The organism is Mesorhizobium sp. M0601, from assembly GCF_040320845.1.
Taxonomy (GTDB): Bacteria; Pseudomonadota; Alphaproteobacteria; order Rhizobiales; family Rhizobiaceae; genus Mesorhizobium.
In genome coordinates, this window is sequence record NZ_JAMYQK010000010.1 from 122,870 (window position 1) to 138,530 (window position 15,661).

At 63.9% G+C, this 15,661-nt stretch carries 17 protein-coding genes; 13 read left to right on the forward strand and 4 right to left on the reverse strand.

Annotation, left to right across the window (positions count from 1 at the left end):
• The first annotated feature begins 4 nt into the window (after positions 1-4).
• Genes eutB through doeB form a run of 4 tightly spaced genes read left to right on the forward strand, consistent with a single transcriptional unit; the run spans position 5 to position 4,210 of the window.
• Positions 5-997 carry a hydroxyectoine utilization dehydratase EutB gene (gene eutB / locus NKI41_RS12505; RefSeq protein WP_352683227.1) on the forward strand — a complete coding sequence of 331 codons (993 nt, stop codon included), beginning with the start codon at positions 5-7 and terminating at the stop codon, positions 995-997.
• Positions 994-1,986 carry a cyclodeaminase gene (locus NKI41_RS12510; protein WP_352473229.1) on the forward strand — a complete coding sequence of 331 codons (993 nt, stop codon included), beginning with the start codon at positions 994-996 and terminating at the stop codon, positions 1,984-1,986. The genes eutB and NKI41_RS12510 overlap by 4 nt, the downstream gene beginning before the upstream one ends.
• A 38-nt stretch (positions 1,987-2,024) precedes the next feature.
• The gene (gene doeA, locus NKI41_RS12515) at positions 2,025-3,203 is read left to right on the forward strand and encodes an ectoine hydrolase DoeA (protein ID WP_352473231.1); all 1,179 of its coding nucleotides are present in this window, start codon (positions 2,025-2,027) and stop codon (positions 3,201-3,203) included.
• A gap of 5 nt (positions 3,204-3,208) precedes the next feature.
• Positions 3,209-4,210, forward strand: a complete 1,002-nt coding sequence (doeB, locus tag NKI41_RS12520) for a N(2)-acetyl-L-2,4-diaminobutanoate deacetylase DoeB (protein WP_352473232.1) — start codon at positions 3,209-3,211, stop codon at positions 4,208-4,210.
• Between the two features lie 3 nt (positions 4,211-4,213).
• Here doeB and NKI41_RS12525 read toward each other — a convergent pair whose 3' ends face one another.
• Positions 4,214-4,873 carry a GntR family transcriptional regulator gene (locus NKI41_RS12525; RefSeq protein WP_023677208.1) on the reverse strand — a complete coding sequence of 220 codons (660 nt, stop codon included), beginning with the start codon at positions 4,871-4,873 and terminating at the stop codon, positions 4,214-4,216.
• A gap of 322 nt (positions 4,874-5,195) precedes the next feature.
• Here NKI41_RS12525 and NKI41_RS12530 point away from each other — a divergent pair, with 322 nt between their 5' ends.
• From NKI41_RS12530 to atzF, 8 genes are read left to right on the forward strand one after another with little or no spacing between them, the layout of a single operon-like run.
• Positions 5,196-6,323 carry a BMP family ABC transporter substrate-binding protein gene (locus NKI41_RS12530; protein ID WP_352473233.1) on the forward strand — a complete coding sequence of 376 codons (1,128 nt, stop codon included), beginning with the start codon at positions 5,196-5,198 and terminating at the stop codon, positions 6,321-6,323.
• 20 nt (positions 6,324-6,343) lie between these two features.
• On the forward strand, positions 6,344-7,468 hold the full coding sequence (locus NKI41_RS12535) for an ABC transporter permease (protein ID WP_352473235.1): 1,125 nt from the start codon (positions 6,344-6,346) through the stop codon (positions 7,466-7,468).
• Positions 7,468-8,394, forward strand: a complete 927-nt coding sequence (locus NKI41_RS12540) for an ABC transporter permease (RefSeq protein WP_352501329.1) — start codon at positions 7,468-7,470, stop codon at positions 8,392-8,394. Before NKI41_RS12535 ends, NKI41_RS12540 begins: the two co-directional genes overlap by 1 nt.
• A 15-nt stretch (positions 8,395-8,409) precedes the next feature.
• The gene (gene biuH, locus NKI41_RS12545; protein ID WP_352683231.1) at positions 8,410-9,111 is read left to right on the forward strand and encodes a biuret amidohydrolase; all 702 of its coding nucleotides are present in this window, start codon (positions 8,410-8,412) and stop codon (positions 9,109-9,111) included.
• A gap of 10 nt (positions 9,112-9,121) precedes the next feature.
• On the forward strand, positions 9,122-10,654 hold the full coding sequence (locus NKI41_RS12550) for an ABC transporter ATP-binding protein (RefSeq protein ID WP_352683233.1): 1,533 nt from the start codon (positions 9,122-9,124) through the stop codon (positions 10,652-10,654).
• Positions 10,654-11,322: a cysteine hydrolase family protein gene (locus NKI41_RS12555; RefSeq protein ID WP_352683235.1), complete on the forward strand. Its 669-nt coding sequence runs from the start codon at positions 10,654-10,656 to the stop codon at positions 11,320-11,322. The genes NKI41_RS12550 and NKI41_RS12555 overlap by 1 nt, the downstream gene beginning before the upstream one ends.
• On the forward strand, positions 11,315-11,665 hold the full coding sequence (locus tag NKI41_RS12560; protein ID WP_352683237.1) for a cupin domain-containing protein: 351 nt from the start codon (positions 11,315-11,317) through the stop codon (positions 11,663-11,665). Before NKI41_RS12555 ends, NKI41_RS12560 begins: the two co-directional genes overlap by 8 nt.
• The gene (atzF, locus tag NKI41_RS12565) at positions 11,662-13,470 is read left to right on the forward strand and encodes an allophanate hydrolase (protein ID WP_352683239.1); all 1,809 of its coding nucleotides are present in this window, start codon (positions 11,662-11,664) and stop codon (positions 13,468-13,470) included. The genes NKI41_RS12560 and atzF overlap by 4 nt, the downstream gene beginning before the upstream one ends.
• Before the next feature lie 5 nt (positions 13,471-13,475).
• On the opposite strand, the gene NKI41_RS12570 is transcribed toward atzF, so the two are convergent.
• Both NKI41_RS12570 and NKI41_RS12575 read right to left on the reverse strand, forming a co-directional pair.
• Entirely contained in the window at positions 13,476-14,033 is a 558-nt protein-coding gene (locus NKI41_RS12570; protein WP_352501324.1) for a cytochrome c, read from the reverse strand.
• 17 nt (positions 14,034-14,050) lie between these two features.
• A complete protein-coding gene (locus NKI41_RS12575; protein ID WP_352501323.1) occupies positions 14,051-14,593 on the reverse strand; it encodes a phosphatase PAP2 family protein in 543 nt (180 codons plus the stop codon).
• 32 nt (positions 14,594-14,625) lie between these two features.
• Here NKI41_RS12575 and NKI41_RS12580 point away from each other — a divergent pair, with 32 nt between their 5' ends.
• A complete protein-coding gene (locus NKI41_RS12580) occupies positions 14,626-15,117 on the forward strand; it encodes a DUF2127 domain-containing protein (protein WP_352683241.1) in 492 nt (163 codons plus the stop codon).
• Between the two features lie 42 nt (positions 15,118-15,159).
• Here NKI41_RS12580 and cueR read toward each other — a convergent pair whose 3' ends face one another.
• Positions 15,160-15,558 carry a Cu(I)-responsive transcriptional regulator gene (gene cueR, locus NKI41_RS12585; protein ID WP_352501321.1) on the reverse strand — a complete coding sequence of 133 codons (399 nt, stop codon included), beginning with the start codon at positions 15,556-15,558 and terminating at the stop codon, positions 15,160-15,162.
• Positions 15,559-15,661: the final 103 nt, after the last annotated feature.

Here is a 15,661-nt window from a genome sequence, read left to right on the forward strand (position 1 = left end):
AGCCATGACCACGTCCAGGATAAGCCTGTCCGAAATCCACGCCGCGCGCGAGCGCATCGCAGGCAAGGTCGAGCGTACGCCGACCGTTCCTTCCCGGAGTCTTTCCCAGCACTTGGGCGCTCCTGTTTATCTCAAGCTCGAACATCGGCAGACCACCGGCGCCTTCAAGCTGCGCGGTGCCTCGAACGCTATCGCTTCGCTGACAGAAGAGGAGAAGGCGCGCGGCGTCGTCGCGGCCTCGACCGGCAACCACGGCCGGGCACTTGCCTATGCTGCTCAATTGCAAGGCATCCACGCGACGATCTGCATGTCGCGGCTGGTGCCGCAGAACAAGCTCGACGAGATCCGCCGGCTCGGCGCCGGGATCCGCATCGTCGGCAACAGCCAGGACGATGCGCAGCGAGAGGTCGAACGGCTGGTCGCGGAAGAGGGGCTGGTCATGCTGCCGCCTTTCGACCATCCCGCCATTGTCGCCGGGCAAGGCACGCTCGGGCTGGAGATCATCGAACAGGTTCCTGATGCCGCCCTTGTGCTGGTGCCGCTTTCCGGCGGTGGGCTGGCGGCTGGCGTTGCCGCTGCCGTCAAGGGCGTCAGCCCGGCGACGAAGGTGGTGGGCGTTTCAATGGCGCGCGGTGCGGCGATGAAGGCGAGCCTCGACGCCGGACATCCGGTTTTGGTCGAAGAACTGCCGACGCTGGCCGATTCCCTCGGCGGCGGCATAGGCCTCGACAACCGGCTGACCTTTTCCATGTGCCGCGACCTGCTCGACGATGTGATCCTGCTCAGCGAGGACGAGATCGCCGCCGGCATCCGGCATGCCTATGAGCAGGAGCGCGAGATCGTCGAAGGCGCCGGCGCGGTCGGCATCGCAGCCGTGCTTGCCGGCAAGATCAGGGCGAGCGGCCCGACGGTGCTCGTGCTGTCCGGCCGCAACATCGATATGACACTGCACCGCAAGATCATCTGCGGCGAAGCAATTGCGGAGAGCGCAGCATGAGCCGGATGACGATCCTCACCGAAGGTGAATTGCGCAAGATCGTGGAGCTTGATCTCGATGCCGTTGCCTGCGTCGAGAACGCGTTTCGCGCGCTCGCCACCTTGCCGGTGGCGATGCCGCCAATCCTTCGGCTCGACATTCCCGAGCATCGCGGCGAGGTCGACGTCAAGACCGCCTATGTACCGGGCATCGACGGTTTTGCGATCAAGATCAGCCCCGGCTTTTTCGACAATCCGAAGCTCGGCTTGCCCAGCGTCAACGGCATGGTGGTGCTGCTGTCGGCGAAAACCGGTCTGGTCGAGGCGCTGCTGCTCGACAATGGCTATCTCACCGACATCCGCACGGCCGCCGCCGGTGCGGTCGCCGCCAAACATCTGTCGCGGGCGGGTTCCTCCGTTGCCGCGATCTTCGGCGCCGGTGTTCAGGCCGGACTGCAGCTCGAAGCGCTGATGCTGGTGCGGCCAATCACGGAAGCCCGCATCTGGGCAAGGGATGCCGCCAAGGCCGAGGCCGCGGCCGACGCATTGTCCGAGAAACTGCACATCGCCGTTCACGCCGAGCCCGACGCGGCAAAGGCTGCGGCCGATGCCGACGTCATCGTCACCACGACGCCGTCGACCGAGCCGCTGATCAAGGCCGGCTTCGTCTCCGCCGGCCAGCATATCACTGCCATGGGCTCGGATGCCGAGCACAAGAACGAGATCGCGCCGGCGATCCTGCGCATGGCCGATCTCTACGTCGCCGATAGCGCCAAACAGACGCGCCGGCTGGGCGAACTGCACCATGCTATCGCGGCGGGCGTGATGGCGTCCGATGCCGAAATCACCGAGCTTGGCCACATCATCGCCGGCGAAAGGCATGGCCGGCGCTCGGACAGCGACATCACCATTGCCGACCTGACCGGCACCGGCGTGCAGGACACGGCGATCGCCACGCTCGCCCGCGACCGTGCGCGTGCAGCCAAGACCGGTACGATTTTCGAAAGCTGATGCTGGCCGCAAGGCCCAACAAACGAGGACCAAGAACAATGCAGCCCAATTTGAAATTCTCGCGCGGCGAATATGCGGAGCGCCTCGCCAAGACGCGGAAGGTCATGGAGGCCAAGGGCGTCGATCTGCTCGTCGTCAGCGATCCGTCCAACATGGCTTGGCTGACCGGCTATGACGGCTGGTCGTTCTATGTGCATCAGGCTGTCATCGTGCCGCCGTCGGGCGAGCCGGTGTGGTACGGGCGCGGCCAGGACGCCAACGGCGCCAAGCGCACCGCCTATCTCGCGCACGACAACATCGTCGGCTATGCCGACCACTATGTGCAGTCGACCGAGCGCCATCCGATGGATTTTCTGTCCAGCGTGCTCTCCGATCGCGGCTGGGGCAAGCTCAGCATCGGCGTCGAGATGGACAATTACTGGTTCTCGGCCGCTGCCTTCGCAGCGCTGCAGAAGCACTTACCCAATGCCCGCTTCGTCGACGCCACGGCACTCGTCAACTGGCAGCGCGCGGTGAAGAGCCCGACCGAAATCGACTACATGCGTAAGGCCGCCCGCATCGTGGAAGCGATGCACCAGCGCATCGTCGACAAGATCGAGGTCGGTATGCGCAAATGCGACCTGGTCGCCGAGATCTACGATGCCGGCACGCGCGGCGTCGACGGCATCGGCGGCGACTATCCGGCGATCGTGCCGCTGCTGCCGTCGGGCGCCGACGCATCGGCGCCGCATCTGACCTGGGACGACCGGCCGATGAAATCGGGCGAGGGCACCTTCTTCGAGATCGCAGGCTGCTACAACCGCTATCACTGCCCGCTGTCGCGGACCGTGTTCCTTGGTAAACCGACTCAGGAATTCCTCGATGCCGAAAAGGCGACGCTGGAAGGCATGGAGGCGGGACTTGCCGCCGCCAAGCCCGGCAACACATGCGAGGACATCGCCAACGCCTTCTTCGCGGTGCTGAAGCGGTACGGCATCGTCAAGGACAACCGCACCGGGTACCCGATCGGGCTTTCCTATCCGCCTGACTGGGGCGAGCGCACGATGAGCCTGCGTCCAGGCGACCGCACCGAGTTGAAGCCCGGTATGACCTTCCATTTCATGACCGGCTTGTGGCTTGAGACGATGGGGCTGGAAATCACCGAATCCATCCTGATCACCGAGACGGGCGTCGAGTGCCTGGCGAATGTGCCGCGCAAACTGGTGGTGAAGAATTGAGCCCGATGTCCAGCCTTCGCCCGTCACCGATCACGCCGACCGTCGATTTCGAGCGCGACGGCGTGCAGCACGGTTTCCTGCGCCTGCCTTACAGCCGCGACGATTCCGCCTGGGGATCGGTGATGATCCCGATCTGCGTCATCCGCAACGGCAAGGGGCCGAGCGCATTGCTCACCGGCGGCAATCATGGCGACGAGTACGAGGGGCCGCTGGCGCTCTATGACCTCGCCCGTACGCTCGACCCGAAAGACGTCAGCGGCACGATCATCATCGTGCCGGCGATGAACTATCCGGCGTTCCGCGCCGGCACACGCACCTCGCCGATCGACAAGGGCAATCTCAACCGCAGCTTTCCCGGCCGGCCCGACGGCACGGTGACCGAGAAGATCGCCGATTATTTCCAGCGCGAGCTTCTGCCCCGTACAGACATCGCGCTCGACTTCCACTCCGGCGGCAAGACGCTCGACTTCGTGCCGTTCTGCGCCGCCCACATCCGGCCCGACAAGGTGCTGGAAGCAAAGGGTTTCGCTGCGGTTGAAGCCTTCTCCGCACCATGGTCGATGAAAATGCTGGAGATCGACGCGGTCGGCATGTTCGACACTGCCGCCGAAGAGATGGGCAAGCTGTTCATCACCACAGAGCTCGGCGGCGGCGGGACTTCGCGCGCGGAAACGGTGCGGATCGCACGTCGCGGCGTGCTCAATGTGCTGCGCCATGCCGGCATCGTCGCCGGCGCGGTCGAGATGCAGCCAACCCGCTGGCTCGATATGCCATCGGGCGATTGCTTCTCGTTCGCCGAGGACGACGGGATGATCGAAACCATGATCGATCTCGGCGAGGCGGTGGCAGAGAACCAGGTGCTGGCACGTATCCATTCCATAGGCCGCACCGGCGGCGCTCCGCAGGAGATCCGGGCCAAAATGTCCGGTCTGTTGGCGGCGCGGCATTTTCCGGGGCTGGTCAAGGCCGGCGACTGCGCTGCCGTGGTCGCCGTGCTGGTCGATTGACGGTTAGGAAGCCGATGTCGGGAACGGCTCGGTCCTGCCTTTGGGGCGATCGCCGATGGCAAAGACGGCGCTCGCCTCGCTGACGATCGAGACATGATCCTTGGCGGCTGTTCCGGCCGCCGCACTGTCGCCGCGCATGATTGCTGTCACGATGGCGTCATGCTCCTGCCATGACTGGGCCAGCCGGCCGGGCAGCATGAATTGCGCGCGCCGGAACGGCGCCAGCCGGCCACGGGTCATGACGGTCAGTTCATAAATGTGCTTGCTGTGGGCGCCGCGATAGAGCCGGGTGTGGAATTCGGTGTTGAAGAGCTCATACTCTTCTTCGGCACCGAGCTGCACGAAGCGCGCCGACGCCTGGTGCTCGGCCTCCAGCGTGCGGCGCTCGCCAGCGGTCATGCGCTCGGCCGAGAACCGCGCGCAGATCGCTTCAAGCTCGGCCATGCTTTCGAACATCGAGGCGAGGTGCTCCTGCGTCACCACGGCGACGGTGGCGCCGCGGTTCGGCCGCCTTTCGACCAGCCCCATGGCGCTGAGCCGGCTGAGCGCTTCCCTGATCGGCGTGCGTGAGACGTCGAAGCGGGCGGCTAGCGAGGCCTCGTCGAGCTTTTCGCCCGGGCGCAGGAAACCGGTGACGATCCGGTCGCTGATCGCCCTCACCATCTGATCGACGGTCGTGCCCGACCTGATCAAATTGCGCTTTCCCGACACGTCTCCTCCGTCCAGTCTTTTCGCTAGAGCCGTAAGCCACTCACCGGCTTCGATTCCTCTGCATCTCTGTATGCCTATGTTTTAGCCTTCATGTCAAATTGGCGATTTTGGAGGCAAAAAGTGTATGCAATTGCTCCGGCTTTGTGCAGCCCACATCGGCACACTCATTGATATTGCAGAATAAATCTCATTTCTGAAACTGGCATGCTGATTGCATACACTTTTTTCATTGAGGTGTTAACCGGCCCCAAAGGCCCCACAGAGGGAGCATTCAATGTCCGAGAGATTCATGCTTAGCCGCCGCGACCTGCTCAAGACCTCCGCCGCCGGAGCGGCGCTCGGCCTTGCGTCCGCATCGTTTCCGATCAGCAGGGCCTTCGCCGCGACGGCCACCGTCGGCTTCATCTATGTCGGGCCAAAGGACGATTACGGCTACAACCAGGCGCATGCCGAAGGCGCCGCCACGCTGAAGGGGATCGAAGGAATTTCCGTCGTCGAGGAGGAGAACGTGCCGGAGACGGTCGACGTGCAGAAGACGATGGAATCGATGATCAATCTCGATGGTGCGTCGCTGATCTTCCCGACCTCGTTCGGCTATTTCGATCCGCACATGCTCGCCATGTGCGCGAAATTCCCCGACGTGCAGTTCCGCCATTGCGGTGGCATGTGGAACAAGGACAAGCATCCGATGAATGCCGGTTCCTATTTCGGCTATATCGGCATGGGCCAGTATCTGAACGGCGTCGTCGCCGGTCACACCAGCAAAACCAAGAAGCTCGGCTTCGTCGCGGCAAAGCCGATCCCGCAGGTGTTGCTCAACATCAATTCCTTCCTGCTCGGCGCGCGCTCGGTCGACCCGACCATCACCTGCCAGGTGATCTTCACCGGCGAGTGGTCGCTAGCGGTCAAGGAGGCCGAGGCCACCAATGCGCTGGTCGACCAGGGTGCCGACGTCATCACCTGCCATGTCGATAGCCCCAAGGTGGTGGTCGAGACGGCGGCCGGGCGTGGCGCCTTCGTCTGCGGCTATCATGCCAACCAGAGCCCGCTGGCGCCGGAAAAATACCTGACCGGCGCGGAATGGAACTGGGCCAAGGTCTACAAGATGTTCGTCGACGATCTGGTGGCCGGCACGCCGCTGCCCAATTTCACGCGCGGCGGCTTGGCCGACGGCTTCGTCAAGATGAGCCCGCTCGGCCCCGCTGTCGGCGAGGCCGCCCGCAAGCAGTTCGACGGCACGCTGGCCGAAATGATGAAAGGCGGCTTTTCCGTTATCAAGGGTCCGCTGAAGAGCAACAAGGGCGTCGTCGTCGCGACCGAAGGCCAGGCCTTCGCCGAGACCGCGCTCGAACTCGAAAGCATGGACTACTTGGTCGAGGGCGTCGTCGGTTCGACCGCCTGAACCGGATCGGAGACGGGGCCATGGCAGACACGGTCAGCACTGCGGGCGCACCGGCGCTGTTTGGCGCCAGGAATTATCCGGCGGCGCTCGAATGGGCGGCGCGGCGGGCGGAAGCCTTCGTCATACCGCTCGCGGCACTGATCGTCGGCATGGCGCTGTTCAGCGTGTTCATCGCGCTGGTCGGCAAATCGCCGGTGCAACTCTACGAGACGATGTGGCGCGGCGGCTTCGGCTCGTGGTTCTCGATCCAGAACTCGCTGTCACGGGCAGCACCGCTTTTGCTGGCAGCGCTCTGCGTGGCGCTGCCGGCCCGGCTCGGCCTCGTCGTCATCGGCGGCGAAGGCGCGATCGTGCTGGGCGGCGTTGCCGCCGCCGCCATCGGCGTCGCGGCGAATGGCGCGCCGGCTTTTGTGGTCATCCTGCTGATGGGCGTGGCGGGCGCGGTCGCCGGCGGCATCTGGATAGGTGCCGTCGGCGCACTGCGCCACTACCGCGCCGTCAACGAAACCATCTCCAGTCTGCTGATGGCCTATATCGCCATCGCGCTGATGAACCATCTGGTCGAAGGGCCGCTGCGCGATCCGGCTTCGCTCAACAAACCCTCGACCGAGCCGCTGGCGGATGCCTACCGCATCGGCAACATTCCAGGCATGGACGTGCACTGGGGCCTGGTCGTCGGCATTCTCGCCTGCGCCCTGTCCTGGCTGCTGATCGAAAAGACGCGCTGGGGGTTTGCCGCCCGCATTGCCGGCGGCAATGTCAGGGCAGCTCAGGTGCAAGGGCTTGCCGTCGGGCCGCTGATCGTCGGCTTCACCGGGCTGGCCGGTGGCTTCGCCGGGCTGGCCGGCATGCTGGAGGTCGGTGCCGTGCAAGGCAGCGCCAACGCCTCGCTCGCCGCCGGCTATGGCTATACCGGCATCCTCGTCGCCTTCCTCGCTCGCCACAATCCGCTCGCCATCATCCCGGTCGCTTTCCTGCTCGGCGGTATCGGCGCTTCCGGCGGGCTGATCCAGCGCCGCATGGGCCTGCCCGACGCCACCGTGCTGGTGCTGCAAGGCATGCTCTTCGTCGTCATCCTGTTCAGCGAAACCTTTTACGGCCGCTTCAAGGTCTTCAATCCCGATCTGTGGAAGAGAGGCTCCTGATGGACGCGACCGAGATCGGCCTGTGGGGCGTGCCGCTCGCCATTCTCGGCGGCGCCATCCGCGTTTCGACGCCGTTCATCTTCGTCTCGCTCGGCGAAGCCATCACCGAGCGCTCCGGCCGCATCAATCTTGGCCTCGAAGGCACGCTGGTCTTCGGTGCGATGACTGCCTACGCCGTCGCGGTGATGACCGGCTCGCCATGGCTCGGCGTGCTGGCTGCCGCCGGTGCCGGACTTTGCTTCGGCCTGTTCCACGGCTGGATCTGCAAATTCCGCGGGGTGAACGACATCGCCATCGGCATCGCGCTGATGCTGTTCGGCTCCGGTCTCGCCTTCTTCTTCGGCAAGCCGTTCATCCAGCCCTCGGCACCAGACCTGCCGGCCATCGCCTTCGGTGGCTGGTCGGATATCCCGCAGGTGCAGGCGGCGCTCAACGTCAACATCCTGTTCTTGATTGGTGCCGCACTTGCCGTGTTCCTATGGTGGGCGTTCCGCAATACGCGCGCCGGCCTGATCGTGCGCGTCGTCGGCGACAGCTCCGATGCGGCGCGCGCCATGGGCCTCAATCCCAACACCGTGCGCCTGCTTGCGACAGGTGTCGGCGGTGCGCTCGCCGGCATCGGCGGCGCCTATCTGTCGCTCTATTATCCCGGCAGCTGGACCGAACGCATCTCGTCGGGGCAGGGCCTGATGGCGGTGGCGCTGGTCATCTTCGCGCGCTGGAATCCGCTCGGCTGCTTTGCCGCGGCACTATTGTTCGGCGGTGCGGGCGCGCTAGGCCCGGCGTTGCAATCGGTCGGGGTCACGCAGGGCTACTACCTCTTCTACGCCGCGCCTTACATCCTCACGCTCATCATCATGATCGCCACCTCGTCGCCGAGCCGCTCGCTTGCCGGCGCGCCGGGCGAATTGTCGATCACCAAATGACTGGAGTTTTTTCCGATGAACGCCAGAGCCGAGATCACCCAGCGCTATATCGATGCCGACCCTTATCCATGGCCTTATAATGGCGAGCTGCGGCCGGACAATACGGCACTGATCATCATCGACATGCAGACCGATTTCTGCGGGCCGGGCGGCTATGTCGATCATATGGGCTACGATCTTTCGCTGGTGCGGGCGCCGATCGAGCCGATCAAGTCGGTGCTCTCAGCCATGCGGGCCAAGGGTTACACCATCATCCACACGCGCGAGGGCCATCGGCCCGATCTTGCCGACCTGCCGGCCAACAAGCGCTGGCGCTCGCGCCGCATCAATGCCGGCATCGGCGACCCCGGGCCTTGCGGGCGCATCCTGGTGCGCGGCGAACCCGGCTGGGACATCATCCCCGACCTCTATCCGGCGGCGGGCGAACCGATCATCGACAAGCCGGGCAAGGGCTCGTTCTGCGCCACCGACCTGGAGCTGATCCTGCGCCAGCGCAGCATCGACAACATCGTGCTGACCGGCATCACCACCGATGTCTGCGTCCACACGACGATGCGCGAGGCAAACGATCGCGGCTTCGAATGCGTGATGCTGGAGGATTGCTGCGGGGCAACCGACTACGGCAATCATCTCGCCGCGATCAAGATGATCAAGATGCAGGGCGGGGTGTTCGGCGCGGTGTCGAATTCGGCATCCTTCATCGCGCAACTGCCGTGAGGAGGCGATCTTGAGCGGGAGCATCGGCAAGAAGGCCGTCGGCGTCGAGACCATCGGCATGACCATGCGCTTCGGCGCTTTCACCGCGCTGGACGATGTCTCGATCAAGGTGCCGGCGGGATCGTTCCACGCGCTGCTCGGCGAAAACGGCGCCGGCAAGTCGACGCTGGTCAAATGCATGATGGGTTTTTACCATCCGACCGCCGGCGACATGCTGGTCGATGGCCGCGAGGTCGCGATCGCCAGTCCGAAGGATGCCTCGGCATTGGGGCTCGGCATGGTCTACCAGCACTTTACCCTGGTCCCGTCGCTGACCGGTGCGGAAAACCTGGTCATTTCGCGCGAAAAGGTGCCCGTCGTCATCGACTGGCGCAAGGAGCGCGCCGCACTTGCGCAATTCATGCAGCGTATGCCGTTCAAGCTGCCGCTCGACGTCAAGGTGGCGGAACTTGCGGCCGGCGAGAAGCAGAAGCTCGAAATCATCAAGCAGCTCTATCTCGGCCGCAGTTTCCTGGTGCTCGATGAGCCGACCTCTGTGCTCACTCCCGGCGAGGCACAGGAAGTGCTTGGCCTGGTGCGCGACATGACCAGGACCGGCGACCTCACCGTGCTGATGATCTCGCATAAATTCCACGAGGTGACGGCCTTTGCCGACGATATCACCGTGCTGCGCAAGGGCAGGCTGACCGGAACCGGAAAGGTCTCCGAACTTTCCCACAAGCAGATGGCGGCGATGATGATTGGCGACCAACCGATCGCCGCACTCGACAGCCGCGCCCCGGTGCCGGCCGGCGCCAGACAGGTGCTGACGGTAAAGTCGCTGAAGGCGCCCGACCGCACCGGTTTGAAAACCATCGACATCGGCGAACTCGATGTGAAGTCGGGTGAGATCGTCGGCATTGCCGGCATCTCCGGCAACGGCCAGAAGGAGTTTCTCGAAGTCCTTGCCGGACAGCGGGCGCGCAATGGCGGCGACGTTCTGGTGAAAGGCTCGCCCTATGGCGCCAGCCGCAGCGAGGCGCGTACGCTCAATGTCCGCTTCATTCCGGAGGAGCCGTTGCGCAATGCCTGCGCACCGAAGATGACGGTGGCGGAAAACATGGCCTTCCGGACCTTCGACCTCAACGAGGCGGGCAAGCCGGTCAACTGGATCAGGATGAGTGCGATCAGGGACTACGCGGCCCGCCTGGTCGAACAGTTCAAGGTCAAGACGGCATCGCTCGCTTCGCCGATTTCGTCGCTCTCGGGCGGCAATGTGCAGCGCGCCGTGCTGGCGCGCGAGCTGACCGGCGAGGTCGATTTGCTCATCGTGTCCAACCCCTGCTTCGGCCTCGACTTCTCTGCCGTCGCCGAAATCCGCGCCCGCATCATGAAGGCGCGCAACGCCGGTGCCGCCGTGCTCCTTATGTCGGAGGACCTTGATGAGCTGCTCGAGCTCTCGGACCGCATCTTCGTCATGTCGGATGGCGCGCTGGTCTATGAAACGCCGATCGCGCAGGCGAGCGTGCAGACGATCGGCGAGCACATGGCGGGACATCACTGATGGCGGAGATCGAGGCGCTGCCGTTTCCGTTTGTGTTCAAGCCTGAGGCGATGGCGCTGGTCGTCATCGACATGCAGCGCGACTTTGCCGAACCCGGCGGCTTCGGCGCCAGCCTCGGCAATGACGTCAGCCGGGTCACGGCGATCGTGCCGACGGTGAAGAGGCTGATCGCGGGGTTTCGCGCCGCTGGCCTGCCGGTGATCCACACGATGGAGTGCCACAAGGCAGACCTTTCGGATCTGCCGCCGGCCAAGCGCAATCGCGGCAATCCGTCGATCAGGATCGGCGATGTCGGGCCAATGGGTCGTGTGCTGATCATCGGCGAGCCGGGAACGGCGATCCTCGATGAACTTGCCCCACTGCCTGGCGAGATCGTCATCGAAAAACCCGGCAAGGGCGCGTTCTATGCCACCAGCTTCGGCGACGACCTCAAGCGGCTCGGCGCACAGCAGCTAGTCTTTGCCGGGGTGACGACGGAGGTCTGCGTGCAGACGACGATGCGCGAGGCCAACGACCGCGGCTATGAATGCCTTCTGGCGGAGGATGCCACTGAGAGCTATTTTCCGGAGTTCAAGGCGGCAGCCCTTGCCATGATCAGGGCGCAGGACGCCATCGTCGGCTGGACGGCAACGACGGACCAGGTGCTCGAGGGACTTTCCAATGCCTAACGTCGCATACGCGGCTCTCATCCAAGGGGGCTGGCGTGATCTGCCATTCGAGCATTTTCGCGAAGGCATCACAGTGCATTGGCTGCTCAAGGGTGGGCCGATGGAACCGTCGGTCGCCATCCTGAACTACCGGGCTGGCGCCAGCGCGCCGCGTCATCGCCATGCCGGGCTGGAGACGATCATCGTGCTGGAAGGCACGCAGAGCGACGAGAACGGCGATCATGCCGCGGGCAGCGTGATCCTGAACGCGGTCGGAACCGAGCATTCGGTGTGGACGAAGGATGGCTGCGTCGTGCTCATCCAGTGGAACCTGCCGGTAGTCATTCTGGGCGAGGCCAAATGAGCGACATCCGCTTCGACATAGCGAGCCTGCACGCTGCCTATCAAGCCGGCCTCAGTATTGGCGAGGTGATCGATATGGTCCATGCGCGGCTCGCGGCGGCCGATGATCCCGGCATCTTCATCCATCTGGCGAGCAGGGCGGAGTTGCTTGCCGAGGCAGAAAAGCTCGGCCCGTTCGATCCGGCGGCAAAGCCGCTGTGGGGCGTGCCGTTCGCGGTCAAGGACAACATCGATGCTGCCGGCATGCCGACCACGGCGGGTTGTGCGGAATATGCCTACTTGCCGGCGAAAGACGCCACCGTCGTCGCGCGGCTCAAGGCCGCCGGCGCGCTGGTTGTCGGCAAGACCAATCTCGACCAGTTCGCCACCGGCCTGGTCGGCGTTCGCACGCCCTATCCAATCCCGAGGAATGCGATCGACCCGAAACTGGTGCCGGGCGGTTCCTCGTGCGGCTCGGCCGTGGCGACGGCGCGCGGCATCGTCTCCTTCGCGCTCGGCACCGACACTGCCGGTTCGGGGCGCATACCCGCCGGCCTCAACAACATCGTCGGGCTGAAGCCGAGCGTCGGCGCGCTATCAGCCGCCGGCGTCGTGCCGGCCTGCCGGACGCTCGACTGCGTCTCGGTCTTCGCGCTCACCGTCGATGACGCCTATCACGTGTTCGAGGCGGCGGCGGCAAAGGACGACGCCGATCCCTATTCGCGTGACCTCTGCATTCAGGCTCTTGCCGCGCGCCCGCCGGTGCTGACTGTCGGCGTGCCGGCCAGGGCGGACTGGACCTTCTTCGGCGACGAGGCGATGCAGGCGGGTTTCGAGGCCGCTCTTGCCTCGCTGGAGACGCTGGGCTGCCGGCTGGTCGAAATCCCGTTCGGTGATTTCTACGCCACCGCCACTCTGCTCTACGAAGGCGCCTGGGTGGCCGAGCGTTACGCCGCGATCAGGGACTTCATGGATGCCAACGGGGCCGCCATGCATCCGGTGACGCGGCAGATCATCGGCGGTGCGCGAAAACTTTCCGCTGCGGACGCTTTCAAGGGGCTCTATGCCCTGCAAGGCTATAAGGCCAGGCTTGCGCCGGTCATCGCCTCGGTCGACGTTTTCTGCGTGCCGACCGCGCCGACGCACTACACAGTCGAAGCGGTGCTGGCCGATCCGATCGTCACCAACAGCCGGCTCGGCACCTACACCAACTTCGTCAATCTGCTCGACATGTGCGGCATTGCCGTGCCGAGCGGAACCCGCAGCGACGGTCTGCCGATGAGCGTCACCTTGCTTGCCGCGGCGGGCAAGGACCACCTGACTGCGTCGCTTGCGCGCGATGTCCATGCGGCAAGCGGCCTTGCGCTTGGTGCTATCGGCTGGCCGCAGCCGCAGCGCGGCGATGTTCTGGCGGGCGTGGATGAAGGCACGATCGAGCTGGCCGTGGTCGGCGCGCATCTGTCGGGGATGGCGCTGAACGGCCAGCTGCAGCAGCTCGGCGCAATGTTCGCCCGGGCTGCAAGAACGGCGCCGCTCTACCGGCTTTACGCGCTCGCCGGCCAGTCGGTGCCGCGACCGGGGCTCGAACGCATCTGCAACGGCAAGGGGACAGCGATCGAGGTCGAAGTCTGGCGGCTCTCGCCGCAAGCCTTCGGCCGTTTTGTTGCCGCGATCCCGCCGCCGCTAGGCATCGGCACGCTTCTGCTTGATGACGGAACTTCGCCGAAAGGCTTCCTCGTCGAAAGTGCCGGTCTCACCGATGCAAAGGAGATTTCGCATTTCGGCGGCTGGCGCAATTTCATGGCGGGTCAGCTGCAGCGAAGCTGACGCTATCACTCGACCTTTTGCCTAAACTTCGAATGGCAGCTCGAGCAATCCTGCAAGATGAGATGCAGGAGGTGCTCCGCCGGCAATTTAGTGGGATCGGCTTCCGCGAGTGATGGTCGCTTGCCAAGCAGGCTGCCACCGCCCATCGCCAGGCCGGAACCCATTCTCATGTCGTCGGTGATGCGCGGCGGCGCCCGCTCGGCGTCGGAGGCCAAGGCGCTGGCCAGCGTCCCGATGTGGCGAGCCAGCTCTTCGAACTCCGCGCGGGCGGGGTCGATATCCGGCCTGGCGCCTGAAGGCGCGCCCAATGTCGCGCTGGGGAATTCGGCAATCAGGGCAGGGCCGGTGCGGGCGCGGATGGTCTCGGCCGCCGCCTTGAAGGCCGCGGCGTCGTACGCCTGCTTGCCGTCGAACATCCCGGCGATCACCTTTGCCGCCGCGGCCATTTCCTTCATCGAGGCCTGGCGAGCCTGGATGACCGCATCACGACCCGAATGGGCGGCGGCGAGCACGACAGAGACGCAGGCAAGCGACAGGACCGCTATGATAGCTGCTCGTCTCATCGTTGGCACATAAGGAGCTAGAGAATTCTTGTGACCAGACTGTCCAGTCGGGAGTTCTCGCGATAGGCAAATCGGACCACAACGGCACCTAAGACGCCAGTGGTGGCACCGCCTATCACGTCGGTGAGATAGTGGGTGCCGATATAAATTCTCGACCAACAGATCAGCAATGCCATGATGGAGAGGGCCAGCGTCCGGCGCGGCAGACCTTGCATTGCAAGAGCAGCAACAACCGCAAAGCTGGCTGTCGCGTGGTCGGAGGGAAACGACCAGTCGGCGCTGGGCGCAATCAGCAGATGCGTCACGCCGGCATCGTAGGGCCGCAGCCGGTGGACGAATAGCAAAATGAACTGATTGATCGCCAGACCGAGCAGGAACGCCAAGCCGGCGGACAAGGCAGCATGGCGCACATGGTAGCGGTCGGCCTTTGCCCACCATTGCAGGGCAACAGCCAGCACCATCAGCGGAACGCCGATTTGTGAGACGGCGATCATTGCCTTATCAAGAAAAGGGCTGATCCCGGCTGCCGCGTTGATCCAGTGGGTTAGAGCTGCATCCATCGTTTCTCGTTTCCGCTGTTGTCGATCGCAAGGTGAATTTTGTGAAAGCAGTAGACGAACGCCGCATCCATCAGATTTTCGAGCTCAGCATCTGGCTTAAAGGGGCGCATGCCCTGATCGAATGCGTGGGCGGGATCCTGCTTTATGTCGTCACCACCGACGCCATTGCCTCCTGGGTCAATACATTCACCCAAGAGGAATTGATCGAAGATCCGAACGATTTCATAGCTGGCTATCTGTCGCAGATGGCAAGCCACTTTTCCGTCGCCAGCAAGGAGTTTTATGCCTTCTACCTACTTAGCCACGGCCTGATAAAACTGCTGCTCGTTGTCGGGCTTTTGAGAGGCAAGCTGTGGTCGTATCCGGCATCGCTTGCGGCGCTGGGCGCATTTATGATCTACCAAGTCTACCGCTACTCCTACACCCATTCGTTCGGCCTGCTTGTCCTGACCGTCTTCGATGCTGTCGTCATGGTGCTGATCTGGCATGAATGGAAGGTCGTGCGGCAGCACAAGCCGGCATGACAGCGAAGTTTGCACGTCAGCCGCTCCGATTTTCAATCCACCTCACTGGGCGACGCCTTGTCCTGCCAGCTCGTCGATGATCGGGCAATCCGGCCGCTCGTCGCCGTGGCAGTGACTGACCAATTGGTGGAGCAAGCCGCGCAATCCGACCAGTTCAGCGATCTTCCTGTCGATCTCCACCAGCTTGGCTTTCGCGATCACCTTCACGTCGGCGCTGTCACGTTTCCTGTCCTGGTACAGCGACAGCAGCTGGCGGCATTCGTCGACCGAAAACCCCAGGCTTCGCGAGCGCTGCAGGAAGCGCAGCCGGTGAATATCGGCCGTCGAGTAATCACGATAGCCATTGTCTGTCCGGGCCGGGCGCAAGAGCCCGATATCCTCGTAGTAACGGATCGTCTTGGCCGGCAAGCCGGATTTTTCGGATGCGACGCCGATGTTCATGGCGGAAATCTCCTTTGTCGGAGGAAATAGACCTTCCAGTAGATGGAAGGTCAACATGATGTGGCGATTTTGGATGCCTGACGCAACCGCCCGCCCGCTCCAA

Coding starts and splice junctions, on each gene's coding strand:
- NKI41_RS12570 (WP_352501324.1), bottom strand. CDS start 14,033: ATGAGACGAGCAGCTATCATAGCGGTCCTGTCGCTTGCCTGCGTCTCT.
- NKI41_RS12535 (WP_352473235.1), top strand. CDS start 6,344: ATGGCAGACACGGTCAGCACTGCGGGCGCACCGGCGCTGTTTGGCGCC.
- NKI41_RS12510 (WP_352473229.1), top strand. CDS start 994: ATGAGCCGGATGACGATCCTCACCGAAGGTGAATTGCGCAAGATCGTG.
- NKI41_RS12530 (WP_352473233.1), top strand. CDS start 5,196: ATGTCCGAGAGATTCATGCTTAGCCGCCGCGACCTGCTCAAGACCTCC.
- NKI41_RS12525 (WP_023677208.1), bottom strand. CDS start 4,873: ATGGTGAGGGCGATCAGCGACCGGATCGTCACCGGTTTCCTGCGCCCG.
- doeA (WP_352473231.1), top strand. CDS start 2,025: ATGCAGCCCAATTTGAAATTCTCGCGCGGCGAATATGCGGAGCGCCTC.
- NKI41_RS12575 (WP_352501323.1), bottom strand. CDS start 14,593: ATGGATGCAGCTCTAACCCACTGGATCAACGCGGCAGCCGGGATCAGC.
- NKI41_RS12560 (WP_352683237.1), top strand. CDS start 11,315: ATGCCTAACGTCGCATACGCGGCTCTCATCCAAGGGGGCTGGCGTGAT.
- eutB (WP_352683227.1), top strand. CDS start 5: ATGACCACGTCCAGGATAAGCCTGTCCGAAATCCACGCCGCGCGCGAG.
- cueR (WP_352501321.1), bottom strand. CDS start 15,558: ATGAACATCGGCGTCGCATCCGAAAAATCCGGCTTGCCGGCCAAGACG.
- NKI41_RS12555 (WP_352683235.1), top strand. CDS start 10,654: ATGGCGGAGATCGAGGCGCTGCCGTTTCCGTTTGTGTTCAAGCCTGAG.
- atzF (WP_352683239.1), top strand. CDS start 11,662: ATGAGCGACATCCGCTTCGACATAGCGAGCCTGCACGCTGCCTATCAA.
- doeB (WP_352473232.1), top strand. CDS start 3,209: ATGTCCAGCCTTCGCCCGTCACCGATCACGCCGACCGTCGATTTCGAG.
- biuH (WP_352683231.1), top strand. CDS start 8,410: ATGAACGCCAGAGCCGAGATCACCCAGCGCTATATCGATGCCGACCCT.
- NKI41_RS12540 (WP_352501329.1), top strand. CDS start 7,468: ATGGACGCGACCGAGATCGGCCTGTGGGGCGTGCCGCTCGCCATTCTC.